The following is a 14881-nucleotide window of genomic DNA, read 5'->3' on the forward strand; positions in this document are numbered from 1 at the left end:
CACGGCATCAACACCTCCCGGCAAAAACCGAAAAGTGTTACCTATGTGTCCGGTACAAATCGTCACCTATGTCTCGGGCCGCTCACACCTGCTGCCATTGCCCGCCAGTGCGCACGAAAGCTCGGCCGCGAGCTCCGGCAGCAACGGCAATTCGACGACCACCGGCTGGCTGCGCACCTTGCTTTTGTCTGTCTTGCACGGCTTGATCCGGATCCACTTCTCCACGGGTCGGACTGCCCAGTGCGGCAAAAGGGCGGCTGCGGCGTGAAAATAGGACAGGAGAAGAGGCCGATCTGGTCCGCGTTCTGCGCAGAGGGTGAGCGTGTGCCATAGACCAAGCGAGTGACGTTCGTTCAACCCACCGGCTGGACCGAGCGGGCCGTCGCCTGAGTAGCACTCACCGTGTCCGTCGTAACCGAGGACTTTTGTCGGATAGCGCACTGGCTTCATGCGGTCTTGACGTCGAAAATCGGCCTTCACATATTTCCCGCAGGTCGCTGCCGATTGCTGGGGCGACCATCCTCAACCACCTGAAATCGTTCAAAGATTGGAGGTTTCGATGAGCGAGAGAGCATTTGAGAGTCCCGTGTTCGTGAGAGCCGCGGAAGGTCTCATTCAAGAGATCGCCTGTCTTGAGGATGCTTTCGATTTTCTCGACGAATGGCCGAAGCAATCGGCGAGGCGTGATCTACGAAACGGCAAAGCGTGCGTGTCACCGCGCCTTCGATGGCTTCGCTGACTAGATGGGGTAACGGACCGCCAAGCAGGCCGCGAGCGGAGCGCGCCACCCAAGCGCCGTAGCAAAGTGAGCCGCCCGCTTAGCGGCCCATTACCCCGCCTAGGTAAGACGTGGCGCCGCGAGCGCCGATGGAGTAATCTTGCCCCATCAGTTCTCGGGAGTAAGAGCCATGAACGCAGTTCCTCGATGGCGGCTCGCAGGCGACTGGTTCGACATCTGCAGCTGCGACATCCCTTGTCCTTGCGAATTTGCACAGCGGCCGACCGGCAATCACTGCCAGGGCGTGCTCGCCTGGCACGTGCGTGAGGGCCAATACGGTGACGTGAAGCTCGACGGCCTGACGCTGGTGGCGCTCGGAGAGTTCGAAGGCAATCTCTGGGCCGGCGAGGCAAAGGCCGTCATGGGCATGTACCTTGATGAGAAGGCCAACGAGAAGCAGCGCGAGGCGCTGCAGACCATCTTCGGCGGGCAGGCCGGCGGCTGGCCGGCGGGCTTTGCCGCCAACATTGGCGAAATGCGCGGCATGGAGTTTGTGCCGATCGCCTTCGAGGTGGCGGGCGACCTCGCCACCTGGCGGGTCGAGATCCCTGGCCGCGTCGTCGGGCGTGCGGAAGCGCTTTCGGGGCCGACTACCCCACCCGGCAAACGCGTGCAGACGATCAACCCACCGGGCTCCGAGGTCGGTCCCGGCCAGGTTGCCACCTGGGGCCGTTCCGTCGAGGTCAGCACCAAGGGCTTCGGCCTCGACTGGACGGGCACTGCCCGCTCGAGCAAGCACATACCGTTCGAGTGGACCGGCCCGAGCTAAGGCGGTGGCAGACCCACGCGCCATCGGCCGGTTCTCCTTGCCGCCGCTTGTCAGAAGGCTGGGCGGCGTGCCACTCGGCCTGCTTGCTTCCCTCGCGCTGCTGACGGCGGCAGCCTGGGCGGTGACGCTCTACCAAACCCTCAGCATGAACATGCCGATGGGCATTGCCGTGCGCGGCCGGATGGGAGGCGTGGAGGGTATGGCCGGCATGGCGATGGGCGGCATCGCCGCCGAGCCTTGGTCGATCGGCAACGCCGCCGTGTTTCTCGCGGTATGGACCGTGATGATGGCGGCGATGATGCTGCCTGCTGCTGCGCCGATGATCTTCATGTTCGCGTCGGCACAGTCAAGGCGCGAACGCCGCGTTGCAGTTCCGACCTGGATCTTCGTCGCCGGCTATATCCTCGTCTGGGCTGGAGCCGGCTTTCTAGTGTATGCGCTGGTCCAGCTCGGCAGCGATATCGCGATGAGCTTCGATCCGCCTCAGCGTTCGCGTTGGGCGCAGCTCGCGCTCGGCGCCACGCTCGCAGCGGCTGGGCTCTACCAGTTCACGGCGGCCAAGCACATCTGCCTCGGGCACTGCCGCTCGCCACTGGCCTTCATTGCCGAGCACTGGCGCGACGGGCGGATCGGCGCCCTTCGCATGGGGCTGCGGCACGGCCTGTACTGCCTCGGCTGCTGCTGGGCGTTGTTTGCCGTTCTGGTCGCGGCCGGTGTCATGAGCCTCGCCTGGATGCTGCTTTTGACGCTGGTCGTCTTCGTCGAGAAGCTGTTGCCGCGCGGCCGCCGCTTCGAGGCGACGGTGGGGATCGCGTTGCTCGCACTCGGCATCGCGGTGGCGAGCGGCGCGGTGGCGATGCCATGGATGGCAGGGTAGCGCCGACGACGGCTCGACCCGACATTAACGGTGTCGGCAAGGAAGCGGGCCGAAGGGAAAATCGTCTCTCCGTCGCGGGTGACCACCTCGAAGAGCCCGCCATGGATGTGCATGGCGTGGGATGAAGCCGTTGTTGGTGCCGATGAAACGCACTTTCAGGGTCTCGCCGACCTTCACGCGGATCGTCTCTGGCGCGAGCCGCTGGAGTGGAGCTTTCTCGCCATCGGCACTTCGGCAAGTCCAGCCCGATAAGTCCTCCTGGCGACCGCTATCAGGCGCCACGTCTGCCGCCGCCAAGGCCAATCCCGTTTTACGAATCGGAGCCTGATATATCCCAGGCGCCGACACCGTTTCCCGCCATTCCCTGGAACAGATCATCCGCTTGCGCCGGTGAAAGGTTCGTGTCGGTGGCGACCCACCAGGTGAGGACCGCAAGAAATGCGCCGGCGATGAACTGGACGGCGAATTCGACGGGCACTCCACCTCCACCGACCCGCTTTCCGACAAGTTCTGCTCGGACGGCGCGCCGGATACGCTCGCGCAATTCGTCATGGATCGTGTCGCCGCTGCTCGCAAGCAGCGCGTGGTGAAGCGACCGGAACGCAAGTGCGTGTTCGAACATGGGAAGGCTAAACGCAAACAGGCGAGCACCAATCTCCTGACTTGCCGACATGCGCCCACGGCTTAGCGACCCCAGATGCGCCTCGATGGTCGCGCTGCGTAGAGCATCCTTGTCTGCGTAGTGGGTATAGAAGGTCGACCTGCCGACATTTGCTCTCTGACAAATGTCGTCGACCGTGATGGCCGCATATGCGTGCTCCGGGATCAGGGCAATAAGCGCATCCTGCAGCAGCGCGCGCGTCCGCGCGACGCGGCGATCGATGGTGTTTGAGTCGCTCGTTCGGTCGATTTTTTATGGTCATCGCCACGTTCGGCGCCTGCTTCTGGACATTCAAAGGTCTGGTGTCCGGAATCTCATGCTGGACATTGTGTCCAGTATGATACGCCAAGTCCAGAAGCTCAAATCGTATATTGGACAGGCCGCAACGGAAGGTCGCCGACATGCACTTATCTGGTCACCGCGCCGGCAACGGACGGCATTCGCGCAAGGGCGTGATCGCGATGGCCCTGCTTGCCAAACTGTCGCTCGTCGCCGGCTTCCTCTTTCTGGGCAATTTTGGCATGGGCTACATCGGCGCCGGCGCCTGGGTGGCGGCGTTCCACGGCCTTATCCTAGCGGCAATCGCGATCGTATTGCTCTGGGGCTTCCTTTCTCGCATAGGCCTCGGCGGAAAAGGCACGCACGGCGCGAGCGACAGGGGGATCGGCATCGTCCTGCACCGGGCGGCGGGCTATGACTGGCTTGCGCGCGTTCTGACCCTCGGCCGCGAGGGGCGGTTTCGCGAGCACATGCTTCGCTTGGCGAAGCTCCGGCCCGGCGAAGCGGTGCTTGATGTCGCCTGCGGGACGGGAACCCTTGCGATTGCCGCGAAGCGGCTAGTGGGTTCTGATGGAGGCGTCACGGGCGTCGATGCTTCGGCTGAAATGATCGAGAGGGCGCGCGCCAAGGCCAAAAGGTCTGGCCTCGATCTGACTTTCGTCAACGGGACGGCGCAGAAGCTTCCCTTCAAGGACGCGCAGTTCGACATTGTGATCGGCACGCTGATGCTGCATCATCTGTCGAAGCCCGTTCGATCGGCCTTCGTCCGCGAGGCAGCACGCGTCTTGAAGCCCACTGGCCGGCTGTTGCTTATCGATTTCGGCAGGCCGGTACGCAAGTCCAGATTGCCGAGACTTCATCGACATGGTCACGTGGACATGAATGGGATCGCCTCGTTGTTGACCGAGAGCGGATTCAAGGTCGGCGCCGTCGGAACCAAGAACCTGAACTATGTTCGCGCGACGACGGACAAGGTCCGATCAGCGTGACCGAGGCATGCGATAGCCGCCAGAACTAAGCGTCGCCCCGAAAAGTCACGCGACATGGAGCCCGGGACTCGAAGGCATTGCAGTCTGGCGGGTCGTGCGAACTGAGCGCCGGCCTTGCCGACTCGTGGCAGGGTCGTCGACGTGGGTCGTGACGGCAAGCCCCTGATCCGCATGTCGTTGCTGATCTCGGCCGAAGCCCGCCGCGGCGGCCAACGTCTCGGCGCTTCAATCGGTCAGCGTTGTAGATATTTGACGAGCGCTGCGATCGCGAGCACGAGGGCGACCAACACCAGGATCCAGATGAGGCCCATCCCACTCATCAACCACATGCCCCCTGACCCATCCATCATGGAAATGATCCTCTAGCGCGAAGGCTGAGTTCGCCGCCCACGATTGGCGAGTGCAAGCTAAGTTAAGTCGCCGGCAACCTCCGCCAAGACAACGGTGATTCCGGTTACAGAACGGGGAAAGATGCATACTCCGGCAGCTCTACATTCCCCCGCCGCAGCCGTCGGACAGGTCCCATACGTTCACAATTTGCCTGCCGTCAAATCCGTGTTCGTGGATCAGGTATTTCGCCAGTCCGCCATACACTCTCCAGCGCCAGCACGGGCAGCAGCAGGGGCCCTTCTCCTCGGAATTGGCCATCGCGTAATCGTAGGCCTTCTGCTCGTCCCCGGTGAGCTTCAGATCGTAGTAAGGCAGCATCTGCTGCGCGGTCGCCGCCGGTATGTCGTACGGGTCGCTGGGGATCATCGGGATGGCGCGATATTGGGTAAGCCCATTTACCTGCTCGCGAGCGTTTCAGTTCCATCGGGCTGCAGCACGAGCCCTTGATGCGCGCCATCGCGGGCATGGTCGCGATCGACTCGGTAAACTTGGCCGAGCAGGTGCTGTTGCCGCTCTCGCTGAGATCTTTGAAACGTTTGGTCAATTCGGGATCGTCGGCAGCGATTGCCAAATCCGGTCCGAGAAAGCCTGCAGCCGTGGCGGCGCCGAAGACGCCGAGAATGACCGTGCGTCGATTTGGGGTCCTTGTCATTTGCCGCTCCTCGCCTGCTCGATGAGCTTCTTCAGCGTCGCAAGATCGGTGGCGCCGGGAAAAATCTGGTCGCCGGCGATAAATCCCGGCGTTCCCGTTATTCTCAGCGCCTGGGCCAGTTCCATGTTGCGGTCGATCAGCGCCTGGATGTCCGGCTGCCGCATATCGCCCTTCATGCGCTCGACGTCCAGCCCGGCCTCGGCGGCGATCTTGAGGACGGCCGCCTCGGTCACCCTTGTCTTGGACCCATAGAGCGACTTGTGAAACGCTGTGTATTTGCCCTGCTTGTCGGCGGCGAGCGCCGCCTTGGCCGCGAACACCGAATCTGGGCCGAGGATGGGGAATTCCTTGTAGACGATCCTGAGTTGCGGATCGTCGGCCGCAGCCTGTTCCATGACCGGCGCCATCTGCCTGCAATAGGGGCAATTATAGTCGAAGAACTCGACCAGGGTAACGTTGCCCTCGGCGTTGCCGCCGACTGGACTTTGCTTGTCACGGAAGATGTCGTCCGCGCGCGCCTTGAGCACCTGCCTGGCCTGGGCTGCATCTGCTTCACGCTGGCGCTGGTCCAGGCTTTTCAGCGCCTGCACGAGAACCTCCGGATGCGCCAGGATATAGTCGTGTATCCGCTGGTCGAACTGATCCTGGGACATTTCGCCTGCAGCATTCGCCTGTATGGCTTGAAAGCCCGGATTGAGCAGGAACCATCCTGTCAGGCCGGCAAAGAGCAGGGCGCGGGCGATGCCGCTGCAATACCTGGCTGCATCTCTTGGCTTGGTGAACATGCGCGTCTCCCTTTCTTGTCGTCGAGAATGTCGGTGCCTCTCCGTCAAAAGAGGCTCTTCAATTTTGCCAGCCAGCCTTCGTCCCGTTCGTGGTGCGTGCGCTCGACATTGTTGGTGAGCGCGTTGACGAAGGTGACGAGATTGACGGGCGCGAAGTTCAGGCCGTGGAAATTCGCCCGCCAGCGACCCTCCTTGTCGATCACATGCGTGACGATCCCGTGCATCTGGTAGCCATCATTGGTCAGGCTGAATTTGTGACCGAAGGCTTCCGCCAGATTGCGGGTCATATCCTCCGGCTGGCCCGGGGCAGTGGTCAGGAACAGCCAGTTGACAGGGTCGAGCCCATGCGCCGGTCCATAGGCATTGAGCACATCGGGCTTGTCCTTTGTGGGATCGGTGGTGATCGTCACGAAGGTGACCTGATCCTTCATCGGCGTGCTATTCACCATCTTCTGGATCTCGGCGATCTTCTCGGCATGCAGCGGGCAGACGTCCGGGCACAATGTGTAGATGAAATGGAGGACGACGACCTTGCCGATGAGGTCGGCCGGCCGCACGATGCGACCGTCGGCGGTGCGCAGCGTGAAATCGGGCGTTGGCCTGTCGATCTGCTGGAAATATTTCTCGTCGTTCTGCAGCATGGCGTCGACTTCGTCCATTGAATGCGCCCGCGCTCCATGCGTGAAGCCGGCGATCACCGCGGTGAAGACGATCAGGCCGCACAACAGACGCATCCATTCGTTCCAGGCGGATGAAACGTCCCGAACGGTCGGCTCCCGGTTTCTGGCAAGCATCAGCCTTTTCCTTTCGGGCTAGCGGCAATACGGCTGCGGATGAAATCGACCATGTTGGGAGAATCCCATTCAGCCGGCCCGATCAGCCGGCCGATCTCCTTGCCGTCGCGGTTGATAAGCACGGTCATCGGCAGGCCCACCGCGCCGAGCGTGAACATGACTTTGGCCGAGGTATCGATGTTCAGCGCAAGGTGTGTAACGCCGGTCTCGGCGAAGAATTTCTTCACGGCGTCGGGACCCTTCCGGTCCATCGACAGCGCGACGACCTCGAAATCCGGTCCGCCGAGCTTGGCCTGCAGCCGGTCAAGCGTCGGCATTTCCTTGCGGCAGGGCGCGCACCATGTCGCCCAGATGTTGAGCAGAACCACCTTACCGGAGAAATCGGCGAGCGTTTTCGGCTTGCCGGTGCCGTCCTCGAAGCTGATTTCCGGCACGGCGGCGGGCGTATCGAGCAGTGTGAAGTTCTCAGGTGCCCCCGCTGCCACGGAGGGCGGCGGAAACGCCAGCAGGGAGCAGACAAGGAAGATAGCCCATTTGCACTTGATCACGGTGCGCTCACTCGGTCGCATAGACGGTCGGCCCCTTGCCGTCCTTGGTGAAGGCGTAGATCGTCCAGGTCTCGGACTTCTCGCCGCCCATGCCGGGCGCGCCTGCCGGCATGCCGGCCAGCGTGATGCCGCTAATGGCTGGCCGCTCGGTCAACAGCTTCTCGACGATTTCGACTGGCACAAGGCCGTCGACGACATAGCCGTCGACCATCAGTGTATGGCAGCCCTCAAGGTCCGCCGGCACGCCGGCATCGCTGCTGATTTGAGAGAGATTGTTGACCGGCTTGATATCGACCTTGAAGCCATTGTGCTCAAGATAGTTGGCGTAGGATTCACAGCAGCTGCATTGCGGGTTCTTGTACATGACGGCGTTGATCGTTGCGGCGAAGGCGGGCAGCGGCGTTGCGATCAGCAGGGACAGTGCGGCAAGGCGGTAGGTCAGTTTCATTGCAGTTCTCCTTGGTTGGATAAAACTTTCAGGTCACGCGGAACACTGTCATCAGGCCGGCCATCTGGTGATCGGCGACATGGCAGTGCAGCATCCAGTCACCGGGATTGTCGGCAACGAAGGCGCATTCGATCGTGTCCTTGGGGGCGAGCAGCACCGTGTCCTGCCATTGGCGGTGCGGTACCGGCAAGCCGTTGCGCGAAAGCACCGACAGGCTGAAGCCGTGAACGTGCATGGGGTGCCACCAGGCGGTTTCGTTGCGCACAGTGAGGTGGCAAGTCACGCCGCGTTTGAGCGTAAACTGCGGCGCCATGCCGGCATCGCCATCGCCGGTCATCGACATGCCGTTGATTGCCCAGGCGGCGGCGCCGTTCATGCCGGGCATCGCCATGCCCATCATGCCGCCGACGCCGGCCAGCTTGCCGCCGCCCATCATGCCGCCTTGCAGGACGATCTCATGCCGTTCAGCCTTGGCCAGGTCGGGGGCCGGCAGCGGATTGGCGGGCAGGCGACGCGGAGCATCGAGAAGATGGTGGCGCAGCGGCGGCGCCTTGTCATAGGCAAGCGTTGTCAGCGTGTAGACGAGGCCGTCATAGAAGTCATCGACCACGGCGTGCCTGCTGCCGGGACCACCCTGCATGTCGAGCATAATGTCGATGCGCATGGCCGGCGCCAGCACCAGGCGGCCGTCTTCCGGTTCATGCGGGTCGCAGGGCTGGCCGTCGACCGCGACGATCACCGGACGGTGACCCTCGAAGCGCAGCGCCACCATGCGGGCAAGGCAGGCATTGGCGAGCCGCAGTCTGACGCGCTCACCTGCCGTCACGCTCAGGTCGGCCGGCGCCGCGCCGTTGATGGTGACGGCATTGCCGACGCGGCCCGACATCGACGCATCCATCATGCTGCCGAAGCCGCCGGCGATCTGGCCGTCACTGGTGAGCCGCCAGTCCTGCAGCAGCCAGAGGAGATCGCGGTCGGCGGCGACGGGCTCCCGTTCCTCAACGATCAGCGGGCCGGCGAGTCCACGGCCGATCTGTACCAGGCTGTCGGCATGCGAATGGTACCAGAAGGTGCCGGCATCTGGCGGCGTGAACTCATAGACGAAGTTCTCGCCCGGTCCGATCGGCCTCTGGGTCAGGTCCGGCACGCCGTCCATGGCGTTCGGCAAACGGATGCCATGCCAATGGACGGCCGTGTCTTCGTCTAGTCCGTTCTCGACAGTGATGCGGACCGGCTGGCCCTGCCGCAGGCGCAATGTTGGGCCGGGGGTGGTGCCGCTATAGGTCCAGACTGCGGTAGACGGACCGTCGGCGCCATTGAGCAGCGCCTGGCCCGGGCCGACCTTGATCCGGCGCTCGTCCTCGGTCGAGGCGCGTGCAGGACGCAGCGAGCAGGACACGGCAGCGCCCGCCGCCGCCGCAAAAAACCCGCGGCGCGATATCGAATGACTGAAATCGTATTTCACCCTGCTAGCCCTTTGCGATCTCGATCGATGGCGAGCCACTCGGCATCGAACTGGAATGCTGTATGCGCCCGCGCGCGCAACGATGCGCAACACAGGCGATCAGGCGCCGGGAATCAGCCGCGTCACGGCTGAAACGGCGTCAAGCGCTGAGTCGGGGAGGGTATGGGTCGGGTAGGGAACTTCGTCCCTGCAGGAACGGGGCAGCTTGCGTCGATGGCTGCTGCACGTGGAGAACTGCCGTCACCGCGAGGTCTTGCGGCAGCACCGCCAGCACCGGTGCGATGCAGGTCGGCGGACAATGCATCGGGTTGCCACTGTCGCCGATGTCTTTGAGGCACGCCCTGCAGTCGCCGTTCATGGAAGCACCGGCCAAAGTGCCTGTGCTGGCACCGGTGGACATCGCCATAGCGTCCGCCATCTTGGCCGACATGACGCTGGCCTGAGCGGCAGACAGGCTGAACCCGGCGGTCAGGAAGACCGCTATTAGCATGACGAGGAGATGCTTTGGCGACAGCCGGGCCATCATCCGCCTACGCTGGCCGCAAAATGCAGCTTTTGCAAGTCCCCGATGCTGCGACATCAAGACTTACGCGATAAGCTCCGGATTGGCTTCGGTGAATTCAGCGTGCGGAACGAATGATGGCTAGTTCCTTCATCGCGAAGGGCCCGGTCGATCAGCACGAAATAGGGCGGTGGTCCAAGCACCGTGATCTGGCCGGCCGAGGTGATGCTGATCAGCAGGCGGCACCCCGACGCGAAAAGCTGCTCGGCGACCGGCACGGCGAACGAGGAGCCGACCGCACAGCCAAATGATGCCAAGCGTCTGGCCATCCAGTTCGAACTCGTGAAGGACGGTATGATAGCAGGCCCAGCCCGACGATGGGCGGGCGCGGCCTTCTTTGCGCAACCGGCGCACTATGTCGCCGTCCGGATCAAGGACACACACAGAAGGCATGCGTTCCGGCGACAGGCCTTTTTGCCGCCGCGCCTCGCGAAGCATGTTTCAACCTGAAACACGGACTCGGCCGAATAGTCCTTCAGCTCAAGCAGCGGTGATCGCGGAACTGGTGGCGTCATGTTGTTCGATCGAAAACTTTTGGCTGCGGGACCACTCAGGCCGCTGCCTCAATTGGAAGGCCTGCGGCCTTCCAATCGGGATACCCGTCCTCGAGCCGGTGAGCGACATACCCTCGCGCCCGCAGTGCCGCGACAGCCTCGAACGAGAGAACGCAATAACGGCCGCGGCAATAGGCAATGACCTCGCGGTTCGCGGGAAGTTCCGCCAGCCGGTTTTCAAGTTCAGCGAACGGGATGTTGAGCGCCCCCGGTAGATGTCCGAGCGCGAATTCGTCCTCCGACCGGACATCGAGAACCGTGACAAGGCCATCACGCAACCTTGAGACAAGCTCTTCACGCGACACAGCCTCCAAGGCGTCGCGAGCCTGGAAATAGTCGGTCATGACGCGGTTGACCTCGGCGACGTTCCGCTCGCCCACGCGCCCCAGAGCCTTCATTAATTCAACCACCAGAACATCTCCTGAAAGGCGATAGAGCATATGCTTGCCATGCCGCTCGGCCTCGACAAGTCGCGCGCGTCGAAGGATTTGAAGGTGGCGCGAGGCGTTGGCAAAGTTGAGGCCGGCCCGAGCCGCTAGTCCTTCGACGCTGCGTTCACCCTGTGCGAGGTGCTCCAGCAATTCCAGCCGGTGCGCATGCCCGAGCGCCTGAGCCACCTCGGCAAGGCTGGCGAAAATCGCCTGTTTTGGTCCAACGCTTGACACGACTGTTCCTCGGTGAAACATTCAGCAGAATAATTGAATATTACCGCAGGCGAGGTAGGGAGCGCAAGCCATGATCCTCCGTCAATTCCTCCATTCCGATCCCGTCGCCGCATCCTACCTGTTCGGATGTGGTGGAAAATCGGCCGCTGCGGTGGTCGATCCGGTCGGTGACATTGCGCCTTACCTTAGGGTCGCCGAGGCGACGGGCATGCGCATCCTCTATGTGGTCGACACGCACATCCATGCCGACCACATTTCCGTCGGGCGGGCGCTCGCTGCAGCGTCCGGCGCGGAATACCTGCTCTTCGAAGGCGCGGAGGCCGGATTCCCGTTTCTGCGCGCCAAGGACGGTGACGTGCTCGAGCTCGGCAATATGACGATGGCCGTCATGCACACGCCCGGGCATACGCCGGAGCACATTTCGCTTTTGGTCACCGATCGGACACGCGCGAGCGAGCCGTGGTTCGCGCTGACAGGCCACACGCTGATGGTTGGCGATCTCGGGCGAACCGAACTGGCAACCGACGCCGAGGCCGGGGCGCGGACGCTGTTTTCCAGCGTGCGCCGTTTCAAGCAACTGCCGGATCACGTCGAGGTGCTGCCCGGCGCATATTCCGGCTCGGTCTGCGGGCGCTCGCTCAGCGGCAAGCCGACATCGACGATTGGCTTCGAGAGGCGCTTCAACAAAGCATTCCGCATTGAGGACGAGGGCACCTTCGTCGCCACGATGGTCGCCGACACACCACCCCCGCCGCCGGATGCGGCGCGCAACCGAGCCACCAATGCCGGGTTGGTCGCCGCGGCCTGACCGATGGGCGTTTCGCGGTCAGCAGGCTCGACTGTCAGACTTGGGCTTAGGGAAAACTGGCGGCAGTTTGCTCTCCTGATGCTGGTGAATGCTTTTGTCGGCGGCATGGTCGGGATCGAGCGAACGGTCGTGCCGCTCATCGGATCGGAAGAGTTCGGCATCACGTCAACGACACTTGTCGTCTCCTTCATCGTGAGCTTCGGCGTGGTCAAGGCGCTTGCCAATCTCGTCTCCGGCCAACTCGCCGATAGCTGGGGACGCAAGCGCGTTCTCGTCCTCGGCTGGCTTGTCGGCTTGCCGGTTCCGTTCATGATCATCTGGGCTCCGAGCTGGGGATGGGTGATTGCGGCCAATGCACTGCTCGGCATCAATCAGGGACTGGCCTGGTCGATGACTGTGGTCATGAAGGTCGATCTCGTCGGTCCGAAATCACGTGGCCTTGCAGTCGGCCTCAATGAATTTGCCGGCTATCTCGCCGTCGGCGTAACGGCATTCCTCACGGGCTATCTCGCTTCGCGATGCGGCCTGCGCCCGGTGCCCATCTATCTCGGGATCGGCTACGCCATCGTCGGCACCGTATTGTCGGTGCTGCTAATCCGTGACACGCGCGACCACCTCCGGTTGGAAACATCCGCTCACGCAATGCAATCCGTGCCGATCAGTTTCCGGGAGGTGTTTGCGCTGACCTCGTTCCGGAATCGCAATCTGTTCGCGGCTTCGCAAGCCGGCCTCGTCAACAACCTCAACGACGGCATGAGCTGGGGTATTTTCCCATTGTTCTTCGTGTCCTTCGGACTTGGCATCGAGCGCATCGGCATCCTGAAGGCGGTCTATCCTGCAACATGGGGAATCCTGCAGGTCGTCACCGGCCCCTTGAGCGATCGCTGGGGCCGCAAGGGCCTGATCGTCGCCGGGATGTGGACCCAGGCCGGCGGTCTGTTTCTTACCGCCGCCACGGGCCGGTTCGAATGGTGGCTCATCGGCAGTCTTCTGCTCGGCCTTGGAACGGCAATGGTCTATCCAAGTCTGATCGCTGCCGTTTCCGACGCCTCGCATCCCAGCTGGCGCGCCCGCTCGCTCAGCGTCTATCGGTTCTGGCGCGATCTCGGCTACGCGATCGGCGCGCTCTCAGCAGGTCTCATCGCCGATCGCTTCGGGCTCTCGTGGGCGATAACATCGATTGCCGCATTGACGTTTGTCTCTGGCGCAATTGTTGCCATCGCGATGCAGGAGGCCGCCAAAGGTTCGCGCCAACCTTCCCGCAGATAGTCGACCGGGGGTCGGCCTGATATCCGATGGCACTCACGGACTCGCTCACACTCATCCTACGGTACATTGGTGTTGCGCAACTGGCCATCATTGCCGGCCTGGCCGTTCGTGATCTGCGCTTCAGTCTCGTCGGCTATCTCGTTGCGGTGTTCTGCTTTGGGGTCGCCTCCAGCACCAGATTGCGAGCCTGCCGGCTCGGCAATCCTTAGCGTGTAGTATTCGATCGGAACGCCTCTCGTACCGACGCGCATCAGCTTGTTCCTCGCTAAAGGAACGCATTCAGGCAGTATGCTCGCATGGGTTGGATAAATCCATATGATGTCGACGCGAGCCAATGCGCCTGTGGGCTCACGTTGGGTTGACGGATGGGCAGGTGCCAAGTCGGACCAGCGCCTACTGTATATGCAGAAGCTTAGACAGCCACCTGGATTACGATCTCGACCACACGTCCGGTCGGAATCTTGCAATATTCAGTCGCATCAGCCGCCGTGCGCGCCAGCCCGGTGAACAGCTTGTCCTGCCAGACTGGCATGCCGGAATTGGGCGATGTCTTGAGCGAGCGCCGCGACAGGAAGAAGGATCTCGTGATGTCGAACTTCCAGCCTTCTTGCGGCAGATCGCCAGCGCGCGGGGGATGTTGGGCTGCCCCATATAGCCGAAGGTCAGCGTCCCGAAAAACCTTGGTCAAGCAACGGGGTAGAGCCCTCCAATTTCTGGAGCAGGGAACTTGCTTCTTCACGGGAAACACCGGAGGAATGATGATCAACTGAGAATTGATTCGAAGCTTGTGCATGCGCGGGGTGCAAGCGGCTTTGGCTGCGCTGATTCTGACCGGTTCCTTCACTTCCGCCCTCGCCGACAACAGTTCTCCCTTCATCTATTTTGCAACCGAAGATCCTTTCGCTGCCGGTCAACCGACGAAGAACGACGTCTATGTTTTTGGGGGCGTCTTTGTGACCGGGTCCTTCGGGGATACTATCAACGTCTTCGGAGCCGACTATACGAACAATTACATGATTGGAGCTGCTTACGGCCGTGATTTCGCCGATGTTGGCGCCGGTTTTGTCCTTGGCGGTGTGACTGGGGCTGCCATAAGGTTTGGCGAGGACGACGATACATCCGGAGAGCTTTGGGCCGGGATGCGGCTTCGCCACCAGGGCCTTGTCATCGGCGATCTGGCGATTGCGCCAGCGCTGACGGCCGGTGTCAGTGCCGTTACAGGCGTCACCGAGATCGAGCACGCCCGCGAAATCCATTACGATGGCGATGCATCCTTCCTTGGTTTTATCGGCGCGGAGCTTTCTTTCAGACTAAGGCAAGCTCCCAACGTCGAGCTTGTCTATCAACTCCATCACAGATCCGGCGCCGGAGGCACGTTTGGAAACATGGGAGAGGGTTCCAACGCGAATACTGTCGGAGTGCGTTATCGCTTTTAGCTCACGCCTGAATGCTTCGAGTCGGGGCTGACATTCTGTGAGGGTGCGCTGGTTGCCGGCCGCACGCCACGAGAGCGGCCGAGTAGGCGCGCTGGATGGCTTGAGAGCGCGGGCGCAATCCACCATTCTTCACGGGATCCTTGATGGGCCGT

The 14881-nt window shown here is 62.2% G+C and carries 19 protein-coding genes and 3 pseudogenes; 9 read left to right on the forward strand and 13 right to left on the reverse strand.

The window, feature by feature from the left end; genetic code table 11:
• The 3 genes from NKJ12_RS20440 to NKJ12_RS20450 form a co-directional block, all read left to right on the forward strand.
• The coding region (locus tag NKJ12_RS20440) for a hypothetical protein (protein WP_352704661.1) at nucleotides 1-268 on the forward strand (268 nt) is incomplete at its 5' end.
• 640 nt (nucleotides 269-908) lie between these two features.
• On the forward strand, nucleotides 909-1547 hold the full coding sequence (locus tag NKJ12_RS20445; RefSeq protein ID WP_352479367.1) for a DUF1326 domain-containing protein: 639 nt from the start codon (nucleotides 909-911) through the stop codon (nucleotides 1545-1547).
• A 4-nt stretch (nucleotides 1548-1551) separates the two neighbouring features.
• Entirely contained in the window at nucleotides 1552-2424 is an 873-nt protein-coding gene (locus tag NKJ12_RS20450) for a DUF2182 domain-containing protein (protein WP_352691278.1), read from the forward strand.
• Between the two features lie 5 nt (nucleotides 2425-2429).
• On the opposite strand, the pseudogene NKJ12_RS20455 reads toward NKJ12_RS20450, so the two are convergent.
• The 3 genes and pseudogenes from NKJ12_RS20455 to NKJ12_RS20465 all read right to left on the reverse strand — a co-directional run.
• A pseudogene (locus tag NKJ12_RS20455) lies at nucleotides 2430-2613 on the reverse strand (multicopper oxidase domain-containing protein); the annotation flags it as partial.
• Nucleotides 2614-2734: 121 nt separating this feature from the next.
• Entirely contained in the window at nucleotides 2735-3046 is a 312-nt protein-coding gene (locus NKJ12_RS20460; protein WP_352691279.1) for a TetR-like C-terminal domain-containing protein, read from the reverse strand.
• 102 nt (nucleotides 3047-3148) lie between these two features.
• Nucleotides 3149-3334 (reverse strand): annotated as a pseudogene (locus NKJ12_RS20465) (TetR/AcrR family transcriptional regulator); the annotation flags it as partial.
• 152 nt (nucleotides 3335-3486) lie between these two features.
• On the opposite strand from NKJ12_RS20465, the gene NKJ12_RS20470 reads away from it, so the two are divergent.
• A complete protein-coding gene (locus NKJ12_RS20470; RefSeq protein ID WP_352704664.1) occupies nucleotides 3487-4353 on the forward strand; it encodes a class I SAM-dependent methyltransferase in 867 nt (288 codons plus the stop codon).
• Between the two features lie 489 nt (nucleotides 4354-4842).
• Here the strand turns inward: NKJ12_RS20470 and NKJ12_RS20475 are convergent, their stop codons facing one another.
• Nucleotides 4843-5109 carry a hypothetical protein gene (locus NKJ12_RS20475; RefSeq protein ID WP_352704666.1) on the reverse strand — a complete coding sequence of 89 codons (267 nt, stop codon included), beginning with the start codon at nucleotides 5107-5109 and terminating at the stop codon, nucleotides 4843-4845.
• A gap of 80 nt (nucleotides 5110-5189) precedes the next feature.
• Between NKJ12_RS20475 and NKJ12_RS20480 the strand changes: the two genes are divergently transcribed.
• A complete protein-coding gene (locus NKJ12_RS20480; protein ID WP_352704668.1) occupies nucleotides 5190-5420 on the forward strand; it encodes a hypothetical protein in 231 nt (76 codons plus the stop codon).
• Here NKJ12_RS20480 and NKJ12_RS20485 read toward each other — a convergent pair.
• The 6 genes from NKJ12_RS20485 to NKJ12_RS20510 form a co-directional block, all read right to left on the reverse strand.
• Nucleotides 5392-6180 (reverse strand): DsbA family protein, encoded by a 789-nt coding sequence (locus NKJ12_RS20485; protein WP_352704670.1) that lies wholly within the window; start codon nucleotides 6178-6180, stop codon nucleotides 5392-5394. The genes NKJ12_RS20480 and NKJ12_RS20485 overlap by 29 nt on opposite strands.
• Before the next feature lie 44 nt (nucleotides 6181-6224).
• On the reverse strand, nucleotides 6225-6974 hold the full coding sequence (locus NKJ12_RS20490; RefSeq protein ID WP_502905721.1) for an SCO family protein: 750 nt from the start codon (nucleotides 6972-6974) through the stop codon (nucleotides 6225-6227).
• A complete protein-coding gene (locus NKJ12_RS20495; RefSeq protein ID WP_352704672.1) occupies nucleotides 6974-7522 on the reverse strand; it encodes a TlpA disulfide reductase family protein in 549 nt (182 codons plus the stop codon). The genes NKJ12_RS20490 and NKJ12_RS20495 overlap by 1 nt, the downstream gene beginning before the upstream one ends.
• Before the next feature lie 7 nt (nucleotides 7523-7529).
• On the reverse strand, nucleotides 7530-7970 hold the full coding sequence (locus NKJ12_RS20500; protein ID WP_352704674.1) for a DUF411 domain-containing protein: 441 nt from the start codon (nucleotides 7968-7970) through the stop codon (nucleotides 7530-7532).
• Between the two features lie 28 nt (nucleotides 7971-7998).
• On the reverse strand, nucleotides 7999-9435 hold the full coding sequence (locus NKJ12_RS20505) for a multicopper oxidase family protein (protein ID WP_352704676.1): 1437 nt from the start codon (nucleotides 9433-9435) through the stop codon (nucleotides 7999-8001).
• Nucleotides 9436-9574: 139 nt separating this feature from the next.
• A complete protein-coding gene (locus NKJ12_RS20510) occupies nucleotides 9575-9961 on the reverse strand; it encodes a hypothetical protein (protein WP_352704678.1) in 387 nt (128 codons plus the stop codon).
• A gap of 180 nt (nucleotides 9962-10141) precedes the next feature.
• Here NKJ12_RS20510 and NKJ12_RS20515 point away from each other — a divergent pair, with 180 nt between their 5' ends.
• Nucleotides 10142-10447, forward strand: a complete 306-nt coding sequence (locus NKJ12_RS20515) for a hypothetical protein (protein ID WP_352704680.1) — start codon at nucleotides 10142-10144, stop codon at nucleotides 10445-10447.
• Nucleotides 10448-10547: 100 nt separating this feature from the next.
• Here NKJ12_RS20515 and NKJ12_RS20520 read toward each other — a convergent pair whose 3' ends face one another.
• Nucleotides 10548-11216 (reverse strand): ArsR/SmtB family transcription factor, encoded by a 669-nt coding sequence (locus NKJ12_RS20520; RefSeq protein WP_352704682.1) that lies wholly within the window; start codon nucleotides 11214-11216, stop codon nucleotides 10548-10550.
• Nucleotides 11217-11286: 70 nt separating this feature from the next.
• Here NKJ12_RS20520 and NKJ12_RS20525 point away from each other — a divergent pair, with 70 nt between their 5' ends.
• Nucleotides 11287-12024, forward strand: a complete 738-nt coding sequence (locus NKJ12_RS20525; protein WP_352704684.1) for an MBL fold metallo-hydrolase — start codon at nucleotides 11287-11289, stop codon at nucleotides 12022-12024.
• A 78-nt stretch (nucleotides 12025-12102) separates the two neighbouring features.
• Nucleotides 12103-13293, forward strand: a complete 1191-nt coding sequence (locus NKJ12_RS20530; protein ID WP_352509017.1) for an MFS transporter — start codon at nucleotides 12103-12105, stop codon at nucleotides 13291-13293.
• Nucleotides 13294-13349: 56 nt separating this feature from the next.
• On the opposite strand, the gene NKJ12_RS20535 is transcribed toward NKJ12_RS20530, so the two are convergent.
• Together NKJ12_RS20535 and NKJ12_RS20540 are read right to left on the reverse strand one after the other, a co-directional pair.
• Nucleotides 13350-13544 (reverse strand): hypothetical protein, encoded by a 195-nt coding sequence (locus tag NKJ12_RS20535; protein WP_254819356.1) that lies wholly within the window; start codon nucleotides 13542-13544, stop codon nucleotides 13350-13352.
• A gap of 161 nt (nucleotides 13545-13705) precedes the next feature.
• Nucleotides 13706-13962: pseudogene (locus tag NKJ12_RS20540) on the reverse strand (KUP/HAK/KT family potassium transporter); the annotation flags it as partial.
• Between the two features lie 143 nt (nucleotides 13963-14105).
• Between NKJ12_RS20540 and NKJ12_RS20545 the strand changes: the two are divergent.
• Entirely contained in the window at nucleotides 14106-14729 is a 624-nt protein-coding gene (locus tag NKJ12_RS20545; RefSeq protein WP_352704686.1) for a hypothetical protein, read from the forward strand.
• The last annotated feature ends 152 nt before the right edge of the window (nucleotides 14730-14881 follow it).

The sequence above is a fragment of the Mesorhizobium sp. M0195 genome, from assembly GCF_040322115.1.
GTDB lineage: Bacteria > Pseudomonadota > Alphaproteobacteria > Rhizobiales > Rhizobiaceae > Mesorhizobium.

Excerpts from the sequence above, each read along its gene's own strand:
- NKJ12_RS20510 (WP_352704678.1), bottom strand. The coding sequence starts at position 9,961 with ATGATGGCCCGGCTGTCGCCAAAGCATCTCCTCGTCATGCTAATAGCG.
- NKJ12_RS20460 (WP_352691279.1), bottom strand. The coding sequence starts at position 3,046 with ATGTTCGAACACGCACTTGCGTTCCGGTCGCTTCACCACGCGCTGCTT.
- NKJ12_RS20480 (WP_352704668.1), top strand. The coding sequence starts at position 5,190 with ATGCGCGCCATCGCGGGCATGGTCGCGATCGACTCGGTAAACTTGGCC.
- NKJ12_RS20470 (WP_352704664.1), top strand. The coding sequence starts at position 3,487 with ATGCACTTATCTGGTCACCGCGCCGGCAACGGACGGCATTCGCGCAAG.
- NKJ12_RS20475 (WP_352704666.1), bottom strand. The coding sequence starts at position 5,109 with ATGATCCCCAGCGACCCGTACGACATACCGGCGGCGACCGCGCAGCAG.
- NKJ12_RS20500 (WP_352704674.1), bottom strand. The coding sequence starts at position 7,970 with ATGAAACTGACCTACCGCCTTGCCGCACTGTCCCTGCTGATCGCAACG.
- NKJ12_RS20445 (WP_352479367.1), top strand. The coding sequence starts at position 909 with ATGAACGCAGTTCCTCGATGGCGGCTCGCAGGCGACTGGTTCGACATC.
- NKJ12_RS20485 (WP_352704670.1), bottom strand. The coding sequence starts at position 6,180 with ATGTTCACCAAGCCAAGAGATGCAGCCAGGTATTGCAGCGGCATCGCC.
- NKJ12_RS20535 (WP_254819356.1), bottom strand. The coding sequence starts at position 13,544 with ATGCGCGTCGGTACGAGAGGCGTTCCGATCGAATACTACACGCTAAGG.
- NKJ12_RS20525 (WP_352704684.1), top strand. The coding sequence starts at position 11,287 with ATGATCCTCCGTCAATTCCTCCATTCCGATCCCGTCGCCGCATCCTAC.
- NKJ12_RS20490 (WP_502905721.1), bottom strand. The coding sequence starts at position 6,974 with ATGCTTGCCAGAAACCGGGAGCCGACCGTTCGGGACGTTTCATCCGCC.
- NKJ12_RS20530 (WP_352509017.1), top strand. The coding sequence starts at position 12,103 with ATGCTGGTGAATGCTTTTGTCGGCGGCATGGTCGGGATCGAGCGAACG.